Source organism: Streptomyces sp. NPDC046349, assembly GCF_055587885.1.
The window spans coordinates 591,299-612,729 of the sequence record NZ_JBVJFK010000001.1; the positions used below are offsets into that span (position 1 = coordinate 591,299).

Annotated in this window: 16 protein-coding genes and 1 pseudogene; 12 read left to right on the forward strand and 5 right to left on the reverse strand. The window is 71.6% G+C overall.

The genetic code is table 11. The features are described from left to right. The first annotated feature begins 49 nt into the window (after nt 1–49). The 6 genes from ACZ6JS_RS02770 (at nt 50) to serA (ending at nt 9,897) form a co-directional block, all read left to right on the forward strand. Nucleotides 50–997, forward strand: coding sequence for a 2-hydroxyacid dehydrogenase (locus ACZ6JS_RS02770; protein ID WP_469295302.1), 948 nt, complete (start codon nt 50–52; stop codon nt 995–997). A gap of 285 nt (nt 998–1,282) precedes the next feature. Next, a complete protein-coding gene (locus ACZ6JS_RS02775; RefSeq protein WP_469295304.1) occupies nt 1,283–4,183 on the forward strand; it encodes a putative bifunctional diguanylate cyclase/phosphodiesterase in 2,901 nt (966 codons plus the stop codon). Between the two features lie 204 nt (nt 4,184–4,387). Next, nucleotides 4,388–6,274, forward strand: coding sequence for an acetolactate synthase large subunit (locus ACZ6JS_RS02780; protein WP_469295305.1), 1,887 nt, complete (start codon nt 4,388–4,390; stop codon nt 6,272–6,274). A gap of 32 nt (nt 6,275–6,306) precedes the next feature. Continuing rightward, a complete protein-coding gene (gene ilvN / locus ACZ6JS_RS02785) occupies nt 6,307–6,831 on the forward strand; it encodes an acetolactate synthase small subunit (RefSeq protein WP_030027475.1) in 525 nt (174 codons plus the stop codon). Between the two features lie 150 nt (nt 6,832–6,981). Further along, nucleotides 6,982–7,983, forward strand: a complete 1,002-nt coding sequence (gene ilvC / locus ACZ6JS_RS02790; RefSeq protein WP_037928172.1) for a ketol-acid reductoisomerase — start codon at nt 6,982–6,984, stop codon at nt 7,981–7,983. Nucleotides 7,984–8,307: 324 nt separating this feature from the next. Continuing rightward, nucleotides 8,308–9,897 (forward strand): phosphoglycerate dehydrogenase, encoded by a 1,590-nt coding sequence (serA, locus tag ACZ6JS_RS02795; protein WP_469295307.1) that lies wholly within the window; start codon nt 8,308–8,310, stop codon nt 9,895–9,897. A gap of 150 nt (nt 9,898–10,047) precedes the next feature. Here the strand turns inward: serA and ACZ6JS_RS02800 are convergent, their stop codons facing one another. Then, entirely contained in the window at nt 10,048–11,598 is a 1,551-nt protein-coding gene (locus ACZ6JS_RS02800) for an MFS transporter (RefSeq protein ID WP_469295309.1), read from the reverse strand. Nucleotides 11,599–11,700: 102 nt separating this feature from the next. Between ACZ6JS_RS02800 and ACZ6JS_RS02805 the strand changes: the two genes are divergently transcribed. Further along, nucleotides 11,701–12,279, forward strand: a complete 579-nt coding sequence (locus ACZ6JS_RS02805; RefSeq protein WP_469295310.1) for a TetR/AcrR family transcriptional regulator — start codon at nt 11,701–11,703, stop codon at nt 12,277–12,279. 139 nt (nt 12,280–12,418) lie between these two features. On the opposite strand, the pseudogene ACZ6JS_RS02810 reads toward ACZ6JS_RS02805, so the two are convergent. Next, nucleotides 12,419–13,392 (reverse strand): annotated as a pseudogene (locus ACZ6JS_RS02810) (NAD(P)-dependent alcohol dehydrogenase). 132 nt (nt 13,393–13,524) lie between these two features. Further along, nucleotides 13,525–14,817, reverse strand: a complete 1,293-nt coding sequence (locus ACZ6JS_RS02815; RefSeq protein WP_469295311.1) for a PucR family transcriptional regulator — start codon at nt 14,815–14,817, stop codon at nt 13,525–13,527. Nucleotides 14,818–14,976: 159 nt separating this feature from the next. On the opposite strand from ACZ6JS_RS02815, the gene ACZ6JS_RS02820 reads away from it, so the two are divergent. From ACZ6JS_RS02820 to ACZ6JS_RS02830, 3 genes are all read left to right on the forward strand, one after another. Then, nucleotides 14,977–15,903 carry a proline dehydrogenase family protein gene (locus ACZ6JS_RS02820; RefSeq protein WP_469295312.1) on the forward strand — a complete coding sequence of 309 codons (927 nt, stop codon included), beginning with the start codon at nt 14,977–14,979 and terminating at the stop codon, nt 15,901–15,903. A 32-nt stretch (nt 15,904–15,935) separates the two neighbouring features. Next, entirely contained in the window at nt 15,936–17,567 is a 1,632-nt protein-coding gene (pruA, locus tag ACZ6JS_RS02825) for an L-glutamate gamma-semialdehyde dehydrogenase (RefSeq protein WP_469295313.1), read from the forward strand. Nucleotides 17,568–17,769: 202 nt separating this feature from the next. After that, a complete protein-coding gene (locus ACZ6JS_RS02830; protein ID WP_469295314.1) occupies nt 17,770–18,594 on the forward strand; it encodes a hypothetical protein in 825 nt (274 codons plus the stop codon). Here the strand turns inward: ACZ6JS_RS02830 and ACZ6JS_RS02835 are convergent. Next, nucleotides 18,578–19,279: a nitroreductase family protein gene (locus tag ACZ6JS_RS02835; protein WP_469295315.1), complete on the reverse strand. Its 702-nt coding sequence runs from the start codon at nt 19,277–19,279 to the stop codon at nt 18,578–18,580. The genes ACZ6JS_RS02830 and ACZ6JS_RS02835 overlap by 17 nt on opposite strands. 273 nt (nt 19,280–19,552) lie before the next feature. Between ACZ6JS_RS02835 and ACZ6JS_RS02840 the strand changes: the two genes are divergently transcribed. Both ACZ6JS_RS02840 and ACZ6JS_RS02845 read left to right on the forward strand, forming a co-directional pair. Continuing rightward, a complete protein-coding gene (locus ACZ6JS_RS02840) occupies nt 19,553–19,675 on the forward strand; it encodes a hypothetical protein (protein ID WP_469295317.1) in 123 nt (40 codons plus the stop codon). After that, entirely contained in the window at nt 19,675–20,211 is a 537-nt protein-coding gene (locus ACZ6JS_RS02845) for a GNAT family N-acetyltransferase (protein WP_469295318.1), read from the forward strand. The genes ACZ6JS_RS02840 and ACZ6JS_RS02845 overlap by 1 nt, the downstream gene beginning before the upstream one ends. A 173-nt stretch (nt 20,212–20,384) precedes the next feature. Here ACZ6JS_RS02845 and ACZ6JS_RS02850 read toward each other — a convergent pair whose 3' ends face one another. Next, nucleotides 20,385–21,398 (reverse strand): NADP-dependent oxidoreductase, encoded by a 1,014-nt coding sequence (locus tag ACZ6JS_RS02850; protein ID WP_469295319.1) that lies wholly within the window; start codon nt 21,396–21,398, stop codon nt 20,385–20,387. Nucleotides 21,399–21,431: the final 33 nt, after the last annotated feature.

Genomic DNA, 21,431 nt, shown 5'->3' on the forward strand with positions numbered 1-21,431 from the left:
CCACCAAACTAACGGCTTGATCAAGACGGCTTGGCATAGCCTCGTGATCATGACTGCAACGCCCCGGGACGTCTGGCTCCCCTTCCCCGCCGAAGAGGTCGCCGGCCTCCCCGACTCCTTCCGGTACCGCCAGTGGGACGGGGACGACGACTTCCCCGCCGATCCGGCCGACTGCGTCTTCTATGCGGCCCCGTACATGAAGTCCGCCGAGGTCACCGTCCGCCCGCTCGCCGAGATGCCGGCCGTCCGGGTCGTCCAGACCCTCACAGCCGGCATCGACGACGTCATGGGCCGCCTCGGCGACCTGCGCCCCGGAGTACGGCTGTGCAACGCCGCAGGGGTCCACACGGCCAGCACCGCCGAGCTGGCCCTCGCGCTGACCCTCGCCTCCCTGCGCGGCATCCCCGGCATGGTCCGCGGCCAGGACCGCGAGGAATGGCGCTCCGGCTTCTACGACGCCCTTGCCGACAAGTCAGTTCTGATCATCGGCTACGGATCCATCGGCTCGGCCATCGAGGACCGGCTCGTGCCCTTCGAGTGCGAACGGATCGCACGCGTGGCCCGTTCGGCGCGGACCGCCGCCCGGGGCCCGGTGCACGCCCTCGCCGACCTGCCCCGGCTCCTGCCCGAAGCCGATGTGGTGATCCTCGTGACCCCCCTGACCGAGGCCACCCGGGGTCTGGCCGGCGCCGAGTTCCTCGGCCGGATGAAGGACGGGGCCCTGCTCGTGAACGTGTCGCGCGGCCCCGTCGTCGACACCAAGTCCCTGCTGGCGGAGGTGGAGTCGGGCCGGCTGCGCGCTGCCCTCGACGTCACCGACCCGGAACCGCTGCCCGCCGGCCACCCGCTCTGGCGCGCGCCGAACATCCTGATCACACCCCATGTCGGCGGCAGCAGCTCGGCGTTCGAGCCACGCGCCAAGCGCCTGCTGGCCCGCCAGCTCACCCGCTTCGCCGCCGGGGAACCGGTGGAGCACACCGTATTGATCACCGAATGAGACCCGACCCCCTGTACGCTCCGCAGTCACTCGTACGCGTGCGGTTGTGACAACTCCCCGTCCGGTAACGGAGAGTAGAGCAACTATGTCCCTGAGTGACGAAAGTGGTGTATCGTCCGGAAGAAGGGGCTGCGCCACGAACGTCTGGCGCTGGGGAGTGATCGGACACTTTGGGGGGCGACGGGCGATGTACGGTCAATGGACGAAGGATCCGACGCGGCACAGCCGCCGGAGGCGACGCTGCCGGGACTGGACCGCGCCGGAACCAGCCGGCGAGGGGGACCGGTGAGTGCCCCGGGGGCGGCGCTCCTGGACCGGCCGTCCGTCTCGGGCGGAGGCAGGGGCCTGGCGATGCAGCTGATCCTCGCGGTCGTCAGCGGGGGGTACGCCGTCGGCGCCGCCCTCAACTGGGGGTCCGAGGAAGTCGCCGAGATCATGGGCGACTTCGGGCTCAGCGCAGCCGGCCTGCTCGCCGCCGTCTCCTGCTACACCTACGCACGGACGATCGACAGCCGGGAACGCCCCGCCTGGCTGCTCTTCGCCTTCTCCTCCCTCATGGGGGCCTGCGGCAACGCGGTCTGGGGCTGGTACGAGGTGGTCCTCGGCCAGGACGTGCCGAAGCCCTCGCTGGCCGACTTCGCGTTCCTCTGCTTCGCCCCGCCCGCCATCGTGGGCCTGCTCGTCCTCGCCAAACGCCCGGTCACCCGCGCCGGCTGGGTGTGCCTGGGGCTCGACTCCTGGCTCATCGGCGGCTCCCTCCTCACCCTGTCCTGGAGCCTGGCCCTGGCCCACGCCGCGCGGACCGCGCAGTCCGGGGCCCCGGGCAGCGTCCCGCGCGCCGCGCTCTCCCTCGCCTACCCCCTGCTCGACATCGCGCTCGTCTCGATGGTTCTCGTCCTGCACTTCCGGCGCAACGAGACCAACCGCTCCGCCGTCAACACCGCCATCGCGGCGCTGGCCCTGACCGTTCTCAGCGACGCCCTGTTCACCTCGCCCCTGCTGAGCGCCGAGTACCAGTCCGGACAGCTGCTCGACGCCGGCTGGTTCGCCGGCTCGCTGCTGCTCGCGTACGCGCCCTGGGGCGCCCGGCGCATCCACCAGGGCCCGATGCCCGTCGGCCACCCGCGCAGGGACCGGCCGCACAGCCGCCCGATCACCGGGTCGCTCCCCGCCCTGACGCCGTACCTCGCGGCCGCCGTGTGCACCCTCGGCATCCTCTACAACGTCGTGGACGGCCGGAAGGTCGACAGGATGGTCGTCTTCACCGGGTGCACCGTCGTGCTCGCCCTCGTCATCCGGCAGGGCATCATGCTGCTCGACAACATCGCGCTGACCCAGGAACTGGCCCAGAAGGAGAACCACTTCCGCTCCCTGGTCCAGGGCTCCAGTGACGTCATCATGATCGCCGCGCCCACCGGGACCCTGCGCTACGTCAGCCCGGCCGCCGCCGGGGTCTACGGCCGCGAGGCGGAGGAGCTGGTCGGCACCGAACTGGCCACCCTCATCCACCCCGACGACCTCGGCAGGGTGGTCCACGAAGTACGCCGCTTCCTCGCCGCGCCGCCCACCGAGGAGCCCACCACCCGCATCGAGTGCCGCTTCAAGTCGGGCGGCGGCGAGTGGCTGAACGTGGAGTCCACCGTCAACCGCCACCAGGGTGGACTCATCCTCAACAGCCGCGACGTCACCGAGCGCGTCCGGCTCCAGGCCCAGCTCCAGCACAGCGCCGAACACGACCCGCTGACCGACCTGCCCAACCGGGCCCTCTTCACCCGGCGCGTGCGCCAGGCCCTGACGGGCCGCCGTGCCGGCGACCACAGCACCGCCGTGCTCTTCATCGATCTCGACGGCTTCAAGGCGGTCAACGACACCATCGGCCACCAGGCCGGCGACGAACTGCTCATCGAGGCCGCCCGCAGGCTCCAGGACTCCGTCCGGGCCGGGGACACGGCCGCCCGGCTCGGTGGCGACGAGTTCGCCGCGCTGATCCTGGGCGACGGCAGCCGCGACCGCAGCGCCCGCGAATACCAGGTCCGCGAGATCGCCGACCGGCTGCGCGCCAAGCTCTCCCAGCCGTACCGGATCGGCGGCAGCGAGGTACGGGTGGCCGCCAGCATCGGCGTGGCCTTCGCCGACCCCGGGATCACCCCTTCGGACCTGATGCGCAACGCGGACCTGGCGATGTACCGGGCCAAGGCGGGCGGCAAGGACCGCGTCGAGACCTACGCCCCGCAGATGCAGGCCGAGGTGGTGCGCAAGGCCGAGCTGGCGGGCCGGCTGCGCGCCGCACTGCACGAGGGCGAGTTTGCCCTGCTGCACCAGCCCGTGGTCTCGCTGTCCACCGGCGAGATCGCAGCCGTCGCCGCGCAGGCCCGGTGGCGTTCCGCCCAGGGAATCCTCTTCACGCCGGCCGAGTTCCTCCGGGTGGCCGAATACAGCGAGGGCGCGGCGGGCGGCGGCGCGGCCGGCCCGGCCGGCGCGGGCCCGGACGCCTCGCGCACCGCCGAGCTGGGGCGCTGGCTGCTGGAGGAGGCCGTCGAGCAGGCCGCCGACCGGCACCGGGCCGGGCACGACGTGCCTGTGGCCGTGCGGATGACCGCCCAGCGACTGCTGGACAGCGCCATGCCGCTCGGCTCCGTGGAAGCCCTGCTGACCCGGCACGGCCTGCCCTCCGGGGCCCTGGTACTGGAGCTCGCGGTGTCCGACCCCAGAGTGCCCTTCGACGACCTGGAGCGGCGCCTCGCGGCCCTGCACCGCCTGGGGGTGGGAATCGCCCTCGACGGCTTCGGCAGCGGCTATGCGGCCATCAGCGCCCTGCGCCGGCTCCCCGTGGACATGCTCAAGCTGGACCGCGGCCTGGTGGAGGGAGTGGTCGAATCCTCCCGCCTGCACAAGATCACAGCAGGCCTCTTGCGGATCGCAAACGACCTGGGCATGCGCTCGGTGGCCGACGGGGTGGACCTGCCCGAGCAGGTGGCCGCGCTTCGGGCGATGGGGTGCACGCACGGCCAGGGGATGGCGTTTTCCGGCCCGCTCGACGAGTACAGGCTGCGGCGCGCGCTGGTGCGCGGTACGTTCCCAGTACCGGGCGGAGCGGCCCAGCCCGCACTGGCGGGCGGCTCCTCCGGGGGCTCGATGGTCATCCGCAGAGGCTCACATAATGAGACGCCTGTCCCACCTACTTGACATCACCCTCCCGCCAGAGGGAGGGTCAATGCCATGCGCACCCGAATTCTCGTACTTGGAAAGCGCGTCGGCTGAAGCTGGGGCCTGCATGTCCCCGCTCAACACACCCGACGCGCTCCCCTCGCTTGCCTCCTGGCACGAGGGGTTTTTTGTTGCACTGGCACAGAGTCGAATCCGCGTAAAACCCTCAGCTTCGAGAAGAGAATGCCGATGACCGAGCAGGCCACCGGGGCCCACCATCCGCAGCCGCGGCCCCGTTCCGGCGGACAGCAGCCCGCCGCAGTTGAGCACGTCACGGGTGCGCAGTCCCTCATCCGCTCTCTCGAAGAGGTGGGGTGCGACACCGTCTTCGGAATTCCGGGAGGCGCCATCCTCCCCGCGTACGACCCGATGATGGACTCCAAGAAGGTCCGTCACATCCTGGTCCGCCACGAGCAGGGGGCCGGCCACGCCGCCACCGGCTACGCCCAGGCCACCGGCAAGGTCGGCGTCTGTATGGCCACGTCCGGCCCGGGCGCCACCAACCTCGTCACCCCGATCGCCGACGCGCACATGGACTCCGTCCCGCTCGTCGCGATCACCGGCCAGGTCTCCTCCAAGGCGATCGGTACCGACGCCTTCCAGGAGGCGGACATCGTCGGCATCACCATGCCGATCACCAAGCACAACTTCCTGGTCACCAGGGCCGAGGACATTCCGAAGACGATCGCCGAGGCGTTCCACATCGCCGCCACCGGCCGGCCCGGCCCGGTCCTGGTCGACATCGCCAAGGACGCCCTGCAGGCGAAGACCACCTTCGCGTGGCCGCCCTCCCTGGACCTCCCCGGTTACCGGCCGGTCACCAAGCCGCACGCCAAGCAGATCCGCGAGGCCGCCAAGCTCATCTGCCAGGCCAAGCGCCCGGTCCTCTACGTCGGCGGCGGCGTCATGAAGTCCGGCGCGACCGCCGAGCTGAAGGTCCTCGCCGAGCTCACCGGCGTCCCGGTCTGCACCACCCTCATGGCCCTGGGCTCCTTCCCCGACAGCCACCCGCTGCACGTCGGCATGCCCGGCATGCACGGCAGCGTCACCGGCGTCACCGCGCTCCAGAAGTCGGACCTGCTGATCGCACTCGGGACCCGCTTCGACGACCGCGTCACCGGCAAGCTGGACAGCTTCGCCCCCTTCGCCAAGATCATCCACGCGGACATCGACCCGGCCGAGATCGGCAAGAACCGCGCCGTCGACGTTCCGATCGTCGGTGACGCCCGCGAGGTCATCGCGGACCTGATCCAGGCGGTCCAGGCCGAGCACACCGAGGGGAGCGCCGGCGACTACACCGCCTGGTGGAACGACCTCAACCGCTGGCGCGAGACCTACCCGCTGGGCTACGACCTGCCCGAGGACGGCAGCCTCTCCCCGCAGCAGGTCATCGAGCGGATCGGCGCGCTCGCGCCCAAAAGCACGGTTTTCGCGGCCGGCGTCGGCCAGCACCAGATGTGGGCCTCCCACTTCGTCAAGTACGAGGAGCCCCGCACCTGGCTGAACTCCGGCGGCGCCGGAACCATGGGGTACGCGGTCCCGGCCGCGATGGGCGCCAAGGTCGGCATGCCCGAGCGCACGGTCTGGGCGATCGACGGCGACGGCTGCTTCCAGATGACCAATCAGGAACTGGTCACCTGCGCCCTGAACAACATCCCGATCAAGGTCGCGATCATCAACAACGGTGCGCTGGGCATGGTGCGCCAGTGGCAGACGCTGTTCTACAACCAGCGGTACTCCAACACCGTCCTGCACGCCGACGAGACCGGTCACGACACGGTCGGTTCCCAGCTCGGCGAGTCCATCGCGCCCCGCAAGGGCACGCGCGTCCCGGACTTCGTCAAGCTCTCCGAGGCCATGGGCTGCGTGGCGCTGCGCTGCGAGGACCCCGCCGACCTGGACAAGGTCATCGCCGAGGCCAACGCGATCAACGACCGTACCGTCGTCATCGACTTCATCGTCCACGAGGACGCCATGGTGTGGCCGATGGTCGCCGCCGGCACCTCCAACGACGAGGTCATGGCAGCCCGGGGCGTCCGTCCCGACTTCGGCGACAACGAAGACGACTGAGCCGAGAGAGCCTGAGAGAGAGAACGCCTCACATGTCCAAGCACACGCTCTCCGTCCTGGTCGAGAACACGCCCGGCATCCTCGCCCGGATCGCCGCCCTGTTCTCCCGCCGCGGGTTCAACATCGACTCCCTCGCGGTCGGCGTCACCGAGCACCCCGACATCTCCCGCATCACCATCGTCGTCAACGTCGAGGACCTCCCGCTGGAGCAGGTGACCAAGCAGCTCAACAAGCTGGTCAACGTGCTGAAGATCGTCGAGCTGGAGCCGCACAACGCCATCGAGCGCGAACTCGTCCTGGTGAAGGTCCGCGCCGACAACGAGACCCGCTCGCAGATCGTCGAGATCGTGCAGCTGTTCCGTGCCAAGACGGTCGACGTCTCCCCGGAGGCCGTCACCATCGAGGCGACCGGCGGCTCCGACAAGCTCGGCGCGATGCTCAAGATGCTGGAGCCCTTCGGCATCAAGGAACTCGTGCAGTCCGGCACGATCGCCATAGGGCGCGGCGGACGGTCCATCACGGACCGCAGCCTGCGCGCGCTCGACCGCAGCGCCTGACCCGGCCGGCCCGGCTGCCGCGGCACACCGCCCGCCGAGGCCGCAGAGGCCGCGGCAGACACCCCGGCCCGCATAGCGAGACCGACAAACTCAGATTCCGTTCCCCGCCGTACGGTGGGAGCAACACCAGCGCACCAAGGAGATATCCCAGTGGCCGAGCTGTTCTACGAGAACGACGCCGACCTGTCCATCATCCAGGGCCGCAAGGTCGCGGTCATCGGTTACGGCAGCCAGGGCCACGCCCACGCGCTGTCGCTCCGTGACTCCGGCGTCGACGTCGTCGTCGGCCTGAAGGAGGGCTCGAAGTCCAAGGCCAAGGCCGAGGAGCAGGGCCTGAAGGTCGTCCCCGTGGCCGAGGCCGCCGAGTGGGCGAACGTCATCATGATCCTCACCCCGGACCCGCTGCAGGCCGAGATCTACGAGGAGTCCATCAAGGACCACCTCAAGGAGGGCGACGCGCTCTTCTTCGGCCACGGCTTCAACGTCCGCTACGGCTTCATCAAGCCCCCCACCAACGTGGACGTCGCGCTGGTCGCCCCGAAGGGCCCGGGCCACCTGGTCCGCCGCCAGTACGAGGAGGGCCGCGGCGTGCCGTGCATCGCCGCCGTCGAGCAGGACGCCACCGGCAAGGCCTTCGACCTGGCGCTCTCGTACGCGGCCGGTATCGGCGGCACCCGCGCCGGTGTCATCAAGACCACCTTCACCGAGGAGACCGAGACCGACCTGTTCGGTGAGCAGGCCGTCCTCTGCGGTGGCGCGTCCGCGCTGGTCAAGGCCGGTTTCGAGACCCTCACCGAGGCGGGCTACCAGCCGGAGATCGCCTACTTCGAGTGCCTGCACGAGCTGAAGCTCATCGTCGACCTCATGTACGAGGGCGGCCTGGAGAAGATGCGCTGGTCGGTCTCCGAGACCGCCGAGTGGGGCGACTACATCACCGGCCCGCGCGTCATCACCGACGCCACCAAGGCCGAGATGAAGAAGGTCCTCGAGGAGATCCAGAGCGGCAAGTTCGCCGAGGAGTGGATGGCCGAGTACAAGGCCGGCCTGCCGAAGTACAACGAGTACAAGAAGGCCGACTCCGAGCACCTGCTCGAGACCACCGGCAAGAAGCTGCGCAAGCTGATGAGCTGGGTCGACAGCGACGAGAGCTGATCTCGCCGCGCCGGGGCCGGGACAGTCGAGTCCCGGCCCCGCCGCACATCACCGTGCGGTACGGCACCTGCCGCACCGGTGACCGGAGCGCCGGGACCGGAGTGCCGGGATCTGGAGCCCTCACGGGGGCCGCTTGTCCAACCCGGCCAACCACGGAAGAGTGATCCTTCCGTACAGGCGGAAAACCGGCCCGTCCGCGCCACTACACTGCTCAACACATACGCGTCAGGCCCACAGTGTCGTGCGTCTTCCACGCGGCTACCCCCTCCACCGCCTGCGGCCGTCGGGACGGCCGTCCGCACTGGACTTGTGAGGATGACCCACGTGAGCTCGAAACCTGTCGTACTCATCGCTGAAGAGCTGTCGCCCGCCACGGTGGACGCGCTCGGTCCGGACTTCGAGATCCGGCACGTCAACGGAGCCGACCGCGCGGAGCTGCTGCCCGCGATCGCCGACGTCGACGCGATCCTCGTCCGCTCCGCGACGAAGGTCGACGCCGAGGCCATCGCCGCGGCGAAGAAGCTGAAGGTCGTCGCCCGCGCCGGCGTCGGACTGGACAACGTCGACGTCTCCGCCGCCACCAAGGCAGGCGTGATGGTCGTCAACGCCCCGACCTCGAACATCGTGACCGCCGCCGAACTCGCCTGCGGCCTGCTCGTCGCCACCGCACGCAACATCCCGCAGGCCAACACCGCCCTGAAGAACGGCGAGTGGAAGCGGAACAAGTACACGGGTGTCGAGCTCAGCGAGAAGACCCTCGGAGTCGTCGGCCTCGGCCGCATCGGCGTCCTCGTCGCCCAGCGCATGTCGGCCTTCGGCATGAAGGTCGTCGCCTACGACCCCTACGTCCAGCCCGCGCGCGCCGCCCAGATGGGCGTCAAGATGCTGACGCTGGACGAGCTGCTGGAGGTCGCCGACTTCATCACGGTGCACCTGCCCAAGACCCCCGAGACCCTCGGTCTCATCGGCGACGAGGCCCTGCACAAGGTCAAGCCGTCCGTCCGCATCGTCAACGCCGCGCGCGGCGGCATCGTGGACGAGGCCGCCCTCTACTCGGCCCTCAAGGAGGGCCGCGTCGCCGGCGCCGGCCTCGACGTGTACGCGAAGGAGCCCTGCACGGACTCCCCGCTCTTCGAGCTCGACCAGGTCGTCTGCACCCCGCACCTCGGCGCGTCCACGGACGAGGCCCAGGAGAAGGCCGGTGTCTCGGTCGCCAAGTCGGTGCGCCTCGCCCTCGCCGGTGAGCTCGTACCGGACGCGGTCAACGTCCAGGGCGGCGTCATCGCCGAGGACGTCCGTCCGGGCCTGCCGCTCGCGGAGAAGCTCGGCCGCATCTTCACCGCCCTCGCCGGCGAGGTCGCGGTCCGCCTCGACGTCGAGGTCTGTGGCGAGATCACCCAGCACGACGTCAAGGTGCTCGAACTGTCCGCGCTCAAGGGTGTCTTCGAGGACGTCGTCGACGAGACGGTCTCCTACGTCAACGCCCCGCTGTTCGCGCAGGAGCGCGGTGTCGAGGTGCGCCTGACCACCAGCTCGGAGTCCCCGGACCACCGCAACGTGGTGACCGTCCGCGGCACCCTGTCGGACGGTCAGGAGGTGTCGGTCTCCGGCACGCTCGCGGGCCCGAAGCACCTTCAGAAGATCGTGGGCATCGGCGAGTACGACGTGGACCTGGCGCTCGCCGACTACATGGTCGTGCTGCGCTACACCGACCGCCCCGGCGTGGTCGGCACCGTCGGCCGCGTCCTCGGCGAAGGCGGCCTGAACATCGCGGGCATGCAGGTCGCCCGTGCGGAGGAGCACGGCGAGGCCCTCGCGGTCCTCACCGTCGACGCCGAGGTGCCGGCGGGCGTCCTCGCGGACATCGCCGCCGAGATCGGCGCGGCCTCGGCGCGCACCGTCAGCCTCGCCTGACGCCGCCCAGCAGGTACATGAGAAGGGCCCGGGGGGAGACCCCGGGCCCTTCCGTGTTCTGCGTGCCGCGTGCCGCGTGCCGCGTGCCGCGTGCCGCGTCCCGCGTACCGGGTCTCTTCCATCCGCCTTCCGGCGGACGCGCCGCGCCGATCAGTGGTACGCCGCGTCCTGCTCCCGCGCCCCGGCGGCGCGGGCGGGCTCCGCCGGGGCGGGGGCGCCGATTCCCCGCATCAGGGCCGCTGCGAGTACGGCCGCCCCGAGCAGCAGCGCCGTACCGCCCCAGGCCGCGAACTGCATTCCGTGGACGAAGGCCTCGCGGGCCAGGGTCAGGACCTGCCCGCCGGCCTCCCCGCCGATCCGGTGGGCGGTGGCGACGGCGCCGCCCAGGGTCTCCCGTGCGGCGGGCTCGGCGCCGGCCAGGTCGCTGCGGTAGACCGCGGTGCCCAGGCTGCCGAGGACCGCCATGCCCAGGGCGCCGCCGAACTCCGTACCGGTCTCCAGCAGGGAGGCGGCGGAACCGGCCTTCTCGGCGGGGGCCGCGCCCAGGGCCATGTCGGAGACCAGGGACATCACGGTGACGATGCCCGAGGCCAGGACACCCGCGCCCGTCAGCAGCAGCCACAGGGAGTCGGTGCCCACCAGGCCGATCAGCGCGAATCCGGCGGCGGCGAGGACGAAGCCGCCGGCGACGACGTAGGCCCGGTCCACCTTCTGGGCGAGGGCCGCGGAGACGGGGGCCGCCGCACCGATGACGACAGAGGGGGCCAGGCTCCACAGGGCGGCTTCCAGGGTGCCCATGCCGAGCACCGACTGGAGGTACTGGGTGGTGAAGTAGGCCGAGCCGAGCATGGCGAAGGCGGCGAGGGTGTTCAGGCCGATGCCGGCGCCGAAACCGCGGCCCTGGAACAGCGAGCGGCTGACCATGGCGTCGTCACGGGTGCGCTGGCGGCGGACGAAGACGTACCCGAAGGCCAGGCCGACGAGGAGGCAGCCCAGGTGGAGGGGCTCGAAGCCCTCGGCGGCGATCTCCTTGAGGCCGTACACGACCGGCAGTACGGCGGCCATGGACAGCGGGACGCCGAGCAGGTCGAAACGGCCGGGAGCGGGGTCCTTGAACTCCGGGACCAGGACCGGGACCAGGGCGAGCAGGAGGACCATGGCGGGCACGTTGACCAGGAAGACGGAGCCCCACCAGAAGTGGTTCAGCATCACGCCGCTCAGCACCGAGCCGAGCGCGATGCCGCCGGTCATGGCCCCCGACCAGATGGCGATGGCCTTGCCGCGCTGCTTGTCGTCCTGGAACAGGTTGCGGACGAGGGCCAGTGTGGACGGCATCAGGGTCGCGCCGCCGATGCCGAGCAGCACGCGGGCCGCGATGAGCATCTCCGCGCTGGTGGCGTAGGCGGCGCCCACCGAGGCGAGGCCGAAGGCGCCGGCCCCGATCAGCAGCAGCCTGCGGCGGCCGATCCGGTCGCCGAGAGAGCCCATGGTGATCAGCAGACCGGAGAGGGCGAAGGCGTAGCTGTCGAAGATCCAGAGCTGCTGGGTGGCGCTCGGGTCGAGCTGCTCGGTGATCGCGGGGATGGCGAAGTAGAGGACCGAGACGTCCATCGAGACCAGGAGCAGGGGCAGCAGCAGGACGCTGAAGGCGGTCCATTCGCGGCGACCGGCGAGTCGCGCTGAGGCGGCGGGGTTCGTCATGCCGGGAAACATACACGCGTATAAAACACTTGTCTATGACGATTGTATGGAACGGTTGTCTGGGACTGTCGTATAGGACGGCTGTCTTGCTACGGTGAGGCCATGGGACATCGCGAAGATCTGCTCGAGGGCGCCAAGAAATGCCTGGTGGAGAAGGGGTTCGTACGCACCACCGCGCGCGACATCGTCAGTGTGTCGGGGACGAACCTGGCCTCCATCGGCTACCACTACGGCTCGAAGGACGCCTTGCTCACCGAGGCCTTCATCGGCCTGATGGAGGAGTGGGGGGCGGTCTTCCAGGACGGCCTGGACGGTGAGGGCGGATCGCTGGAGCGCTTCCGCGCACTGTGGGAAGGCGTCCTCGCGCAGCACGAGAAGTCCGCGCCCGTCTGGGCGGCGAGCCTGGAGGTGGCGCTCGGCCGTGACCAGCGGCCGGAGCTGCGGGCCATGCTCGCGGCCTCGCAGGCAGAGGGGCGCCGCGGGCTGATCTCACTGCTCACCGGCACCCCGGAGGCCGAGCTCGACGAGCGGGACGTGCGCACCCTGGGCTCCTTCTACCAGGCGCTGCTCAACGGCCTGATGATCCAGTGGCTTTTCGACCCGGAGTCCGCCGCCACCGCCGAGGAGCTCACCGAGGGCATGCGCCGTGCCGCCGAGGCGATGACCCGCCCGCGGGCGTAGCCGCAGCCGACCCGGACGACGCCCCGGCGTCGGCCCCGGCTCGGGCTGCGGCTCCTGTCCTGGCCCTGCCCGGGCTCCGGCTCCGGCCCGGTCTCCGGCCCCGTCTTCGGCCCCGGCGACGCAGCCGTTCCCGGGTCCGCTACAGCGTGATCACCACCTTCGCGCGGGCGTGTTCGACCTCCAGGTACCTGATGGCCTCGGGCACCTCGTGCAGAGGGTGGGTGCGGTCCACGGCGGGGGTGAGGCGGCCGGACTCGATGAACTCGCGGAGCGCCGCCAGGTTCCGGCGGTCCGGCCTCGCCGTGAGGACGAGCAGTCGGTGGCGGACGAAGGGGGCGAGCGCCCGGCCTTTGACCAGCAGGGCCATCGGCCCCACCAGGCTGCCCCCTTCGGACACGCCGCGCCCGAGAGCACCAGCGTGCCCCCGCTCGTCAGGGCGCGCCGGCACTCGGCGAGCGACCGGTTGCCCACCAGGTCGAGGACGAGGTCGTAGCTCCGGCCGGTACGGGTGAAGTCCTCGCGGGAGTAGTCGACGACGTGGTCGGCGCCCAGCGAACGCACCAGCTGCGCGTTCCGCGTGCCGCACACGCCGGTCACCTCCGCTCCCAACGCCTTGGCGATCTGAACGGCGAAGGTCCCCACCCCGCCTGACGCACCGTTGATCAGGACCCGCTGTCCCGGCCGCACACGCCCCAGGTCGCGCAGCCCCATGAGGGCGGTGTTCCCCGCCAGCGGGACCGCCGCCGCCTGCTCGAACGAAAGGTTCGCGGGCATCGGCTCCACCGCGCCCTCCGGGGCGCACACGTACTCGGCGAAGGCCCCCTCGGCCTCGCCGAACACCTCGTCGCCCGGGCGCAGCCGGGTCACGTCCCTGCCCACCGCCTCCACCCGGCCCGCGAAGTCGGTGCCCCGGACGCGTACCTTCGGGCCGCGCAGGCCCAGCGCCGGCCGGGCCAGGTAGGGGTCGCCCCGCATGACGTGCCAGTCACGCGCGTTGACGGCCGCCGCGTGGACCCGTACGAGCACTTCCCGGTCGCCGGCCCGGGGCCGCTCGACCTCCCGCAACTCCAGTACGGCGGGGGAGCCGTACCGGTCCTGGACGATCGCCTTCATCGGGGCCTCCGTGGCGCACCGGCCGGTGCGGACGGGGTCCGCGGCCGGGCGGCCGGCGCTGTTCGCGACGGTAGGAGGCAGGGGGGCACCGGGGCATCGGGGACAGCCCTGAGACGGGCCCGGGGATGACCCTCAGGCCATGCGCGAGGCCTTGAGGGCCATGTGGAGCAGGAGGCGGTCCTCGCCCGCGTCGAGGTCGAGGCCGGTCAGCTGTTCCACGCGGCCGAGGCGGTAGTAGAGGGTCTGGCGGTGGATGCCGAGGGCGGCGGCGGCGCGGCCCGCCTGACCGGCGCAGTCCAGGAACACCTCGGCGGTGCGGGCCAGTTCCCGGTGGGCCGGGGCGAGCAGGGTACGGGCCGCAGGATCGTCCACCGGGTCGGAGGCCAGGCCCGCCAGCAGCCGGTACGGGCCGATCTGCGACCACTGGGCGACCGGGCCGAGCCGGGGCTCGGCGACGGCCGCACGAGCCGCGGCCACGGCCTGCTCCCAGGCGGCGGGCAGTTCGGCGAGGCCGCGTACGGGGTCGGCGACCCCCGCGGTCATCCGGTGCGGGCCGGTCGCGGTCGTGGACCCGGCTCCCGCGGACGGTGCGGCAGCGGCCCTCACCCGGGTGCCGGAGGCGCCCGCGCCGGCCGCCGCGGCCGCCGCCGGTTCCACCGGGCGCGGCAGCAGCCGTGCCACCGCCGTCAGCGCCGGAGCCAGCGCGTCCGTCGACCGCAGCCGGAGCAGTACGGCCAGGGCCTGGCCGCCCGCCGGCCCGGCGGCGGGCCCGTCGCCCGGCTCGCCCGCGCCGCCGGGCCGCCGGGGTACGACGCACACGGCCGCTGCGCCCGGCACGGATGCCGGAGCCTCGCCGGGCCACGGCGCGACGCAGACCGCCGCGTGCAGGCCGTCCCCACCCGGCCCGAGGGCGGCCCGCAGTGCTGCCACCGCCATGTCCTGCTGCCACCCCCGCCCGGCCGTGAGCACCGCCTGGAACTCCCGCGACAGGTCCGCCCCCGCCTTCGCCTCCTCGGCGAGCAGCACCCCGATCCGCTGGGCCACCTCCATGGCCGCGGCCAGCGCCGCGGGGTCGGGGCCGGGCTTGCCGGGCTCCTGGTCGAGCAGCCACACGTAGCCCTGCACGATGCCCCGGGACCGCACCGGCAGGCAGATCCGCCCCCGGAACACCCCCGCGTCGGGCGCCGCCGGGATGCGGACGGGGCCGGTGGCGCGGGCGATGCCGAAGCCCTCGAACCAGGACCGCACGGCCGCCGTCGACTGCCGGGTCAGGATCGAGCGGGTCCGCACCGGATCCATGGCCAGATCGTCGTCGCTGTCGTGGGCACCGAAGGCGATGAGGCGGAAGTCCCGGTTCTCCAGGGTCGCCGGGGCGCCGAGGAGCGCCGAGATCTCGTCCACCAGGTCCTGGTAATCGCCCTTCACCCGCCCATTCTCCCACTCCCGCCCCACCTCTTCAGACAAATGTATGAGATCGCGGACACGGATGCGTGACAGCTGTCGATGGCAGAGGATCAAAGCGATCCTTAGGTTTCACGGTGGTTTCACTTGCGCTTTTCTTCTGCCACCCGCTGGAGGTGCCCCGTGCTGGGTCCCGTGATCCTCGCCGCTTCGCGCAGCGACAAGATGCGTCGTATCGTCTCGGCCGCCCCGGTGACCAAGCCCGTGGTGAACCGTTTCATCCCCGGCGAGACGGTCGACCAGGTCATCCCGATCGTCGAGGACCTCACGCAGGCCGGCCTCGAGGTGACCCTCGACGTCGTGGGCGAGGACATCACCGAGGTGGAGCAGTCCTACGCCGCCCGTGACGCCTACCTCCAGCTCATCGAGCGCCTCGCGGAACTGGGCCTCGGCGAGAAGGCCGAGATGTCCGTCAAGCTGTCCATGTTCGGCCAGGCCCTGGAGGGCGGCCACGAGCTTGCGCTCGCCAACGTCCGCCCTGTCGTCGAGGCCGCCGCCGCCATCGGCACCACCGTGACGCTGGACGCCGAGGACCACACCACCCTCGACTCGATGTTCGCCATCCACGAGGAGCTGCGGAAGGACTTCCCGCAGACCGGCTGCGTGATCCAGGCGTACCTCTTCCGCACCGAGGCCGACGCCCGCCGCCTGGCCGCCGACGGCAGCCGCGTGCGGATCGTCAAGGGCGCCTACAAGGAGCCCGCCGAGGTCGCGTACCAGGACAAGGCGGAGATCGACAAGGCGTACGTCCGCATCCTGAGGATCCTGATGGACGGCGAGGGCTACCCGATGATCGGGTCCCACGACCCGCGTCTGATCGCCATCGGCCAGGAGCTCGCCCGCAAGGCCGGACGCAAGCTGGACGAGTACGAATTCCAGATGCTGTACGGCATCCGCAGCGAGGAACACCTGCGCCTCGCCGCCGAGGGCCACCGGATGCGCGTCTACACCGCATACGGGACGGACTGGTACGGCTACTTCATGCGCCGCCTCGCGGAGAAGCCTGCCAACCTGCTCTTCTTCGTCCGCTCGATGATCACCAAGAACTAGCCAAGAACCAGGTCTAAGGAGTTACCAGCCCCATGGATGCTGTGACCCAGGTCCCCGCGCCGGTCAACGAGCCGGTCCACTCGTACGCCCCCGGGACCCCGGAGCGCGCGCGTCTCGAGGCACAGCTCAAGCTGCTGTCCGAGAACCCGATCGACCTTCCGATGACGATCAACGGCGTCAAGCGGATGGGCGGCGGCGAGCGTTTCGACGTGGTCCAGCCGCACGACCACAAGTCGGTGCTCGGCACGTACGCCAACGCCACCCGGGCCGACGCCCAGGAGGCCATCGACGCCGCCCTGGCCGCCGCCCCGGCCTGGCGCGCGATGTCCTTCGACGACCGCGCCGCGATCATCCTGCGCGCCGCCGAGCTGCTGTCCGGCCCGTGGCGCGAGAAGCTCGCCGCCTCCACCATGCTGGGCCAGTCGAAGACCGCCCAGCAGGCGGAGATCGACACCCCGTGCGAGCTCGTCGACTTCTGGCGCTTCAACGTCCACTTCGCCCGCCAGATCCTGGCCGAGCAGCCGGTCGCGAACTCCGCCGGCGTGTGGAACCGCAGCGACCACCGCCCGCTCGAGGGCTTCGTCTACGCGATCACGCCGTTCAACTTCACGGCCATCGCCGGCAACCTGCCGACCGCTCCCGCCCTCATGGGCAACGTTGTCCTGTGGAAGCCGTCCCCGACGCAGACCCACTCCGCGGTCCTCCTCATGGAGCTCCTGGAGGAGGCCGGCCTGCCGAAGGGCGTCATCAACCTGGTGACGGGCGACGGCATCGACGTGTCCGAGGTGGCCCTCAACCACCCCGAGCTGGCCGGCATCCACTTCACCGGCTCCACCAAGACCTTCCAGTACCTGTGGAAGACGGTCGGCAACAACATCGAGAAGTACAAGTCCTACCCGCGCCTGGTCGGCGAGACCGGCGGCAAGGACTTCGTCGTCGCGCACCCGTCCGCCGACCGCGCGATCCTGAAGACGGCCCTGACGCGCGGCTCCTTCGAGTTCCAGGGACAGAAGTGCTCGGCGTCCTCGCGCGCCTACGTACCGGCCTCCATCTGGAACGACGGCTTCAAGGAGGCCTTCGCGGCCGAGGTCGACGGCATCACCATGGGCCCGGTCACCGACCTGTCCAACTTCATCGGCGCCGTCATCGACGACCGTTCCTTCGCGAAGAACAAGGCCGCCATCGAGCGCGCCAAGGCCGACCCGACCTGCGAGATCGTCGCAGGCGGCACCTACGACGACTCGGAGGGCTACTTCGTCCGCCCGACCGTCATCGTGTGCACCGACCCGGAGAACGAGGTCTTCACGACCGAGTACTTCGGCCCGATCCTGGCGATCCACGTCTACGAGGACGAGAACTACGACGCCATGCTGGCGCAGATGGAGTCCGTCTCGGCGTACGCCCTCACCGGCTCGATCATCGCCGCGGACCGCTACGCGGCGGCGGACGCGATGGAGAAGCTCCGCTTCGCGGCGGGCAACTTCTACATCAACGACAAGTCCACCGGCGCCGTCGTCGGCCAGCAGCCCTTCGGCGGCGGCCGCGCCTCCGGCACCAACGACAAGGCCGGCGCCGCGTCGAACCTGCTCCGCTGGACCTCGACCCGCTCCATCAAGGAGACCCTGGTCCCGCCGACCGAGTACGGCTACCCCCACATGGGCTGATCTCCGGCCCCTGCTGTACCCCGCCCCCGTTCCGGTACCCCCAAGTCCGGAGCGGGGGCGGTTTCCATTTCCTCGACGGACAACTGCTGCCAGCTTGGCCGCAGTTGTCGCGTACGGAGACCAGCTCCGCTACCCGGGCCCGGTGACCCGGGGGAGCCAAGGGCTCTGACGGGTTCCCGTACGGCGTGGGCTGCACCCGGCCATGGCGGACCGGGTCCTCGCCACGGTGCTGCCGCGCATCGACGAGCACCACGGCGGGCTCCGCGGGGTGCCCGGGCTGCGTATCGTCCCGACGGGTCGGAGCTGGGCACCGACCCAGCTGCGGGACCGGGCTGCGGTCCATCTGCGGCACCCCGACCCGGACTGGCGCCCGGCGCTGCCGGAACACGGTGACGGACTGGCGCAACCGTGCCGGCGCAACCGCCACCAGCTGCACCCCGCCGAGGCGGCGGAGCTGAGCGGGCGCGCCGGCGCAGGGGGCGATCCCGGATCGGTCGCGGCGCAGGACTGGCTGAACAGCAGGCTCCTGAGGCGTCCGCGGCTGCTGGGCGCGGCGGGGGTCGCCCACGGATCGGCGAACGTCTGCACCCACGGCGGCGGGGACGCCGTCGTCGAGTGGTGCCGCGCCGTGGAAAGGGACGAACTCGGGCGGCGGCTGCGGCGGAGCGGCCTGGCGCAGCGGCCGGGCCGGATCGCCGAGCGGCTGCGGGACCAGCTGCGGTCCCCGGGGAGACCGCGTTGGGCAAAGCCTTCGTCACCCTGCGCCGCGGGCCCTGCTATGCCCCCACCCCTCGGCGCGGTGGTACGCGTGATGCCGACCGCCGTGATCGTGACGGCAGCCGTCCTCGGAGTCGCGAAAGTGGTGCGCGACTGGCTGATCCTGCGGCAGGTGAGGGCCGCCATGGAGACCGGGACGCCGGAGGACCGGGTGCGGATCGGGATGCGGCTCGCGCAAGCGCTCGGCGGCGGGCAGCCGGGGCCGCCCCCGGAGCCGCCCGCAGCAGAAGGCGTCACACCTCCACGATGACCTGGTCGAGGGACTTGCGGATCAGGTCCGGGACCACGCAGTCGTCCGCCGGGTAGCCGACCGGGATGACCGCGAAGGCCTTCTCGTTCGCCGGCCGGTTCAGGACGTGGCTCAGGAAGCGCATCGGGCTCGGCGTGTGGATCAGCGCGGCGAGGCCGCTCAGGTGCAGGGCGGACAGGAGCATGCCGACCGCGATGCCGACCGACTCGTCCACGTAGTAGTGCTTGCGCTTCGTACCGTCGGGGCCCAGCCAGTACCGCTGCTGGAAGACCACGATCAGCGCGGGGGCGTCCGTCAGGTGGGTCTTCACGGCGTCCGTGCCGAGCGGGCGCAGCGCCGCCAGCCACTCGTCGCCGAGCCGGCCGTCGTAGGAGAGCTCCTCCTCCTGTTCCGCCGCCGCACGGATCCGGGCGCGGACGGCAGGATCCTTGACCAGGACGAAGGTCCACGGCTGCTGGTGCGCCCCCGACGGTGCCGTCGCCGCGCACGCGATGGCGTCCCGGACGGCCTGCTCGGGCACCGGGTCGGGGGAGAAGTGGCGCACGGTCCGCCGCTCGTCCATCCGGGCGCGCAACTCGGCGGCGCGGGCGAGGGATTCGTGCTGCGGCATGCGATCGGGCCGGTACGGGGCGGGGCGGTACGGCTGGCCGTGGGTGGGGGTCCACTGCTGGGTATCGGGCGACATGGGGCGAGTCTGCCGACGCATTGGTCCAGACCGCTAGAGCCGCTTCGGCCGAAGGCGGCCGGAGTGCGGCCCTCGGCGTCCGCAATGCGGTCCGTACGCCGACCCGGCCCTTGGTACGTTCGTCGGGTGAGCGACGGGGACGCGGAGGCGGTGCGCGAGGGGCTGCGCCGAAGCCCTTCCGCCACGCGCTGAGGCCGCCGCTCCCGGAGGCGGATGTCCGGGCCCTCGAGGCGGAGCACGGCATCACGCTGCCCGTGGGGGTACCGGAGGTATGTGAGGCTCGTACTCGACGGGCCGCCGGCCGGCCAGGTCCGACACCCGGACCGGGACTTCGGCGGCCGCCGGCCCGAGAGTCCGGACGTGCGCACCTGGCACACCGACCGGTTGGAGCAGTGATGGACACGCGGATCGCGCACACCTCGCAACTGACCGCCGCCGAGCTGCGCGCGATCCGGTCGCTGCTCGACGACGCTTTCGAAGGGGACTTCGCCGACGAGGACTTCGAGCACGCCCTCGGCGGGATGCACGTCCTGATCGAAGTGGACGGCCGGCTCGCCGCGCACGGCAGCGTCGTCCAGCGGCGGGCCCTGCACCGGGGCCGCGCCCTGCGCATCGGATACGTCGAGGCCGTGGCCGTACGGGCCGGCCTGCGCCGCCGCGGCCTCGGCGGACAGGTGATGGCCCGGCTGGAGCAGGTCGTGGCGGGTGCCTACGTGCTGGGCGCGCTGTCGGCGTCGCAGGAGGGGGCCGGGCTGTACCGGGCCCGCGGCTGGTCGGTGTGGCCGGGCGAGGTGGGGGCGCTGTCGCCGGACGGGCCGGTACGGCTGCCCGAGGAGGAGGGCTCCACCTACGTGTGGGCGCCGCCCGGCGGGATCCGGCTGGACCCCGCCGCACGGCTCGACTTCGACTGGCGCGACGGGGACGTCCTCTAGCGCTGCGGCCGGAAGGTCTCACCGGCAAACCTTTTCGGGCCACAGCGCCCAGCCAAGGGTCGGGACCCGCCGATGCCGGCCGAGCCCGCCTCGATGTGCCCCGTGCAGCGGCGCGGCCGGGTGCCGTCGGAGCCGGCGCGGCAGGAGTTCGGCGGACTTCCGGGTGGCCCGGCTCAGGTGCCGACCCGCACCAGCATCTTGCCGGTGTTCTCCCCGCGGAGCATGCCGCGGAAGGCGTCCACCGTGTGCTCGAAGCCGTGCACAACGGTGGTGTCGGTGCCGATCCGGCCGCTGCGCAGATGGGGGACGAGGAAGTCCTCCAACTCGTTCTGCAGATCGCTGTGATGGCGGACCAGCACGCCCTCCATGCGCAGCGACTTGTGGACGACCTCGAAGAGGTTGCGGGGCGCGGCGGGGGAGCGGTCGCCGTTGTAGGTGGAGACGGCGCCGACCCAGGCGATCCGGCCGAACTCGCGCAGCGCGCCGATCGCGCCCTCCAGGTGCTCGCCGCCCACGTTGTCCACGTAGACGTCGATGCCTTCGGGGGCGGCCTTCGACAGCTGCTCGCCGACCGGCCCGTCGTGGTAGTCGAAGGCCGCGTCGAAGCCGAGGGCGTCCGTCAGGTGGCGGACCTTGGCCGCCGAGCCGGCGCTGCCGATGATCCGCCGGGCGCCCAGCAGCCGCGCGATGTGCCCGGTGGCGGTGCCGACCCCGCCGGCGGCGGCGGAGACGAACAGGTCCTCGCCCTTGCGGAGCGCCGCGGTCCGGGTGAGCGCGGCGTACGCCGTCAGGCCGGTGCCGCCGAGGATCGACAGGTACGCCTCCAGCGGGACGCCCGCGTGGCCGCGCAGCGTGCGGGTGCCGGCCCGGCCCAGGGTGACGAGGGCGTGCGTGCGCCAACCCTCGCGGTGGAAGACCAGGTCGCCCTCGCGCAGCCCCGGATCGCGGGAGGCGATCACCCGGCCCACCGAGCGGCCCTCCAGCGGGCTGTTCAGCGCGAAGCCGTCCTCGCCGCCGTCCATCAGGCCGCGGTGGTACGGGTCCACGGAGAGCAGCAGGTTCTCCACCAGGGCGGTGCCGGGCCGCGGCTCGGGGACCGGGGAGGAGACGTAGGCGAAGTCGGAGGCGGAGGGGAAGCCGTCGGGGCGGGCGACCTGGTGGACGGCGCGAGCGGTGTTCGTGGTCATGGCCCGAACGCTAGGAAGGAATCCCGGAGCCGG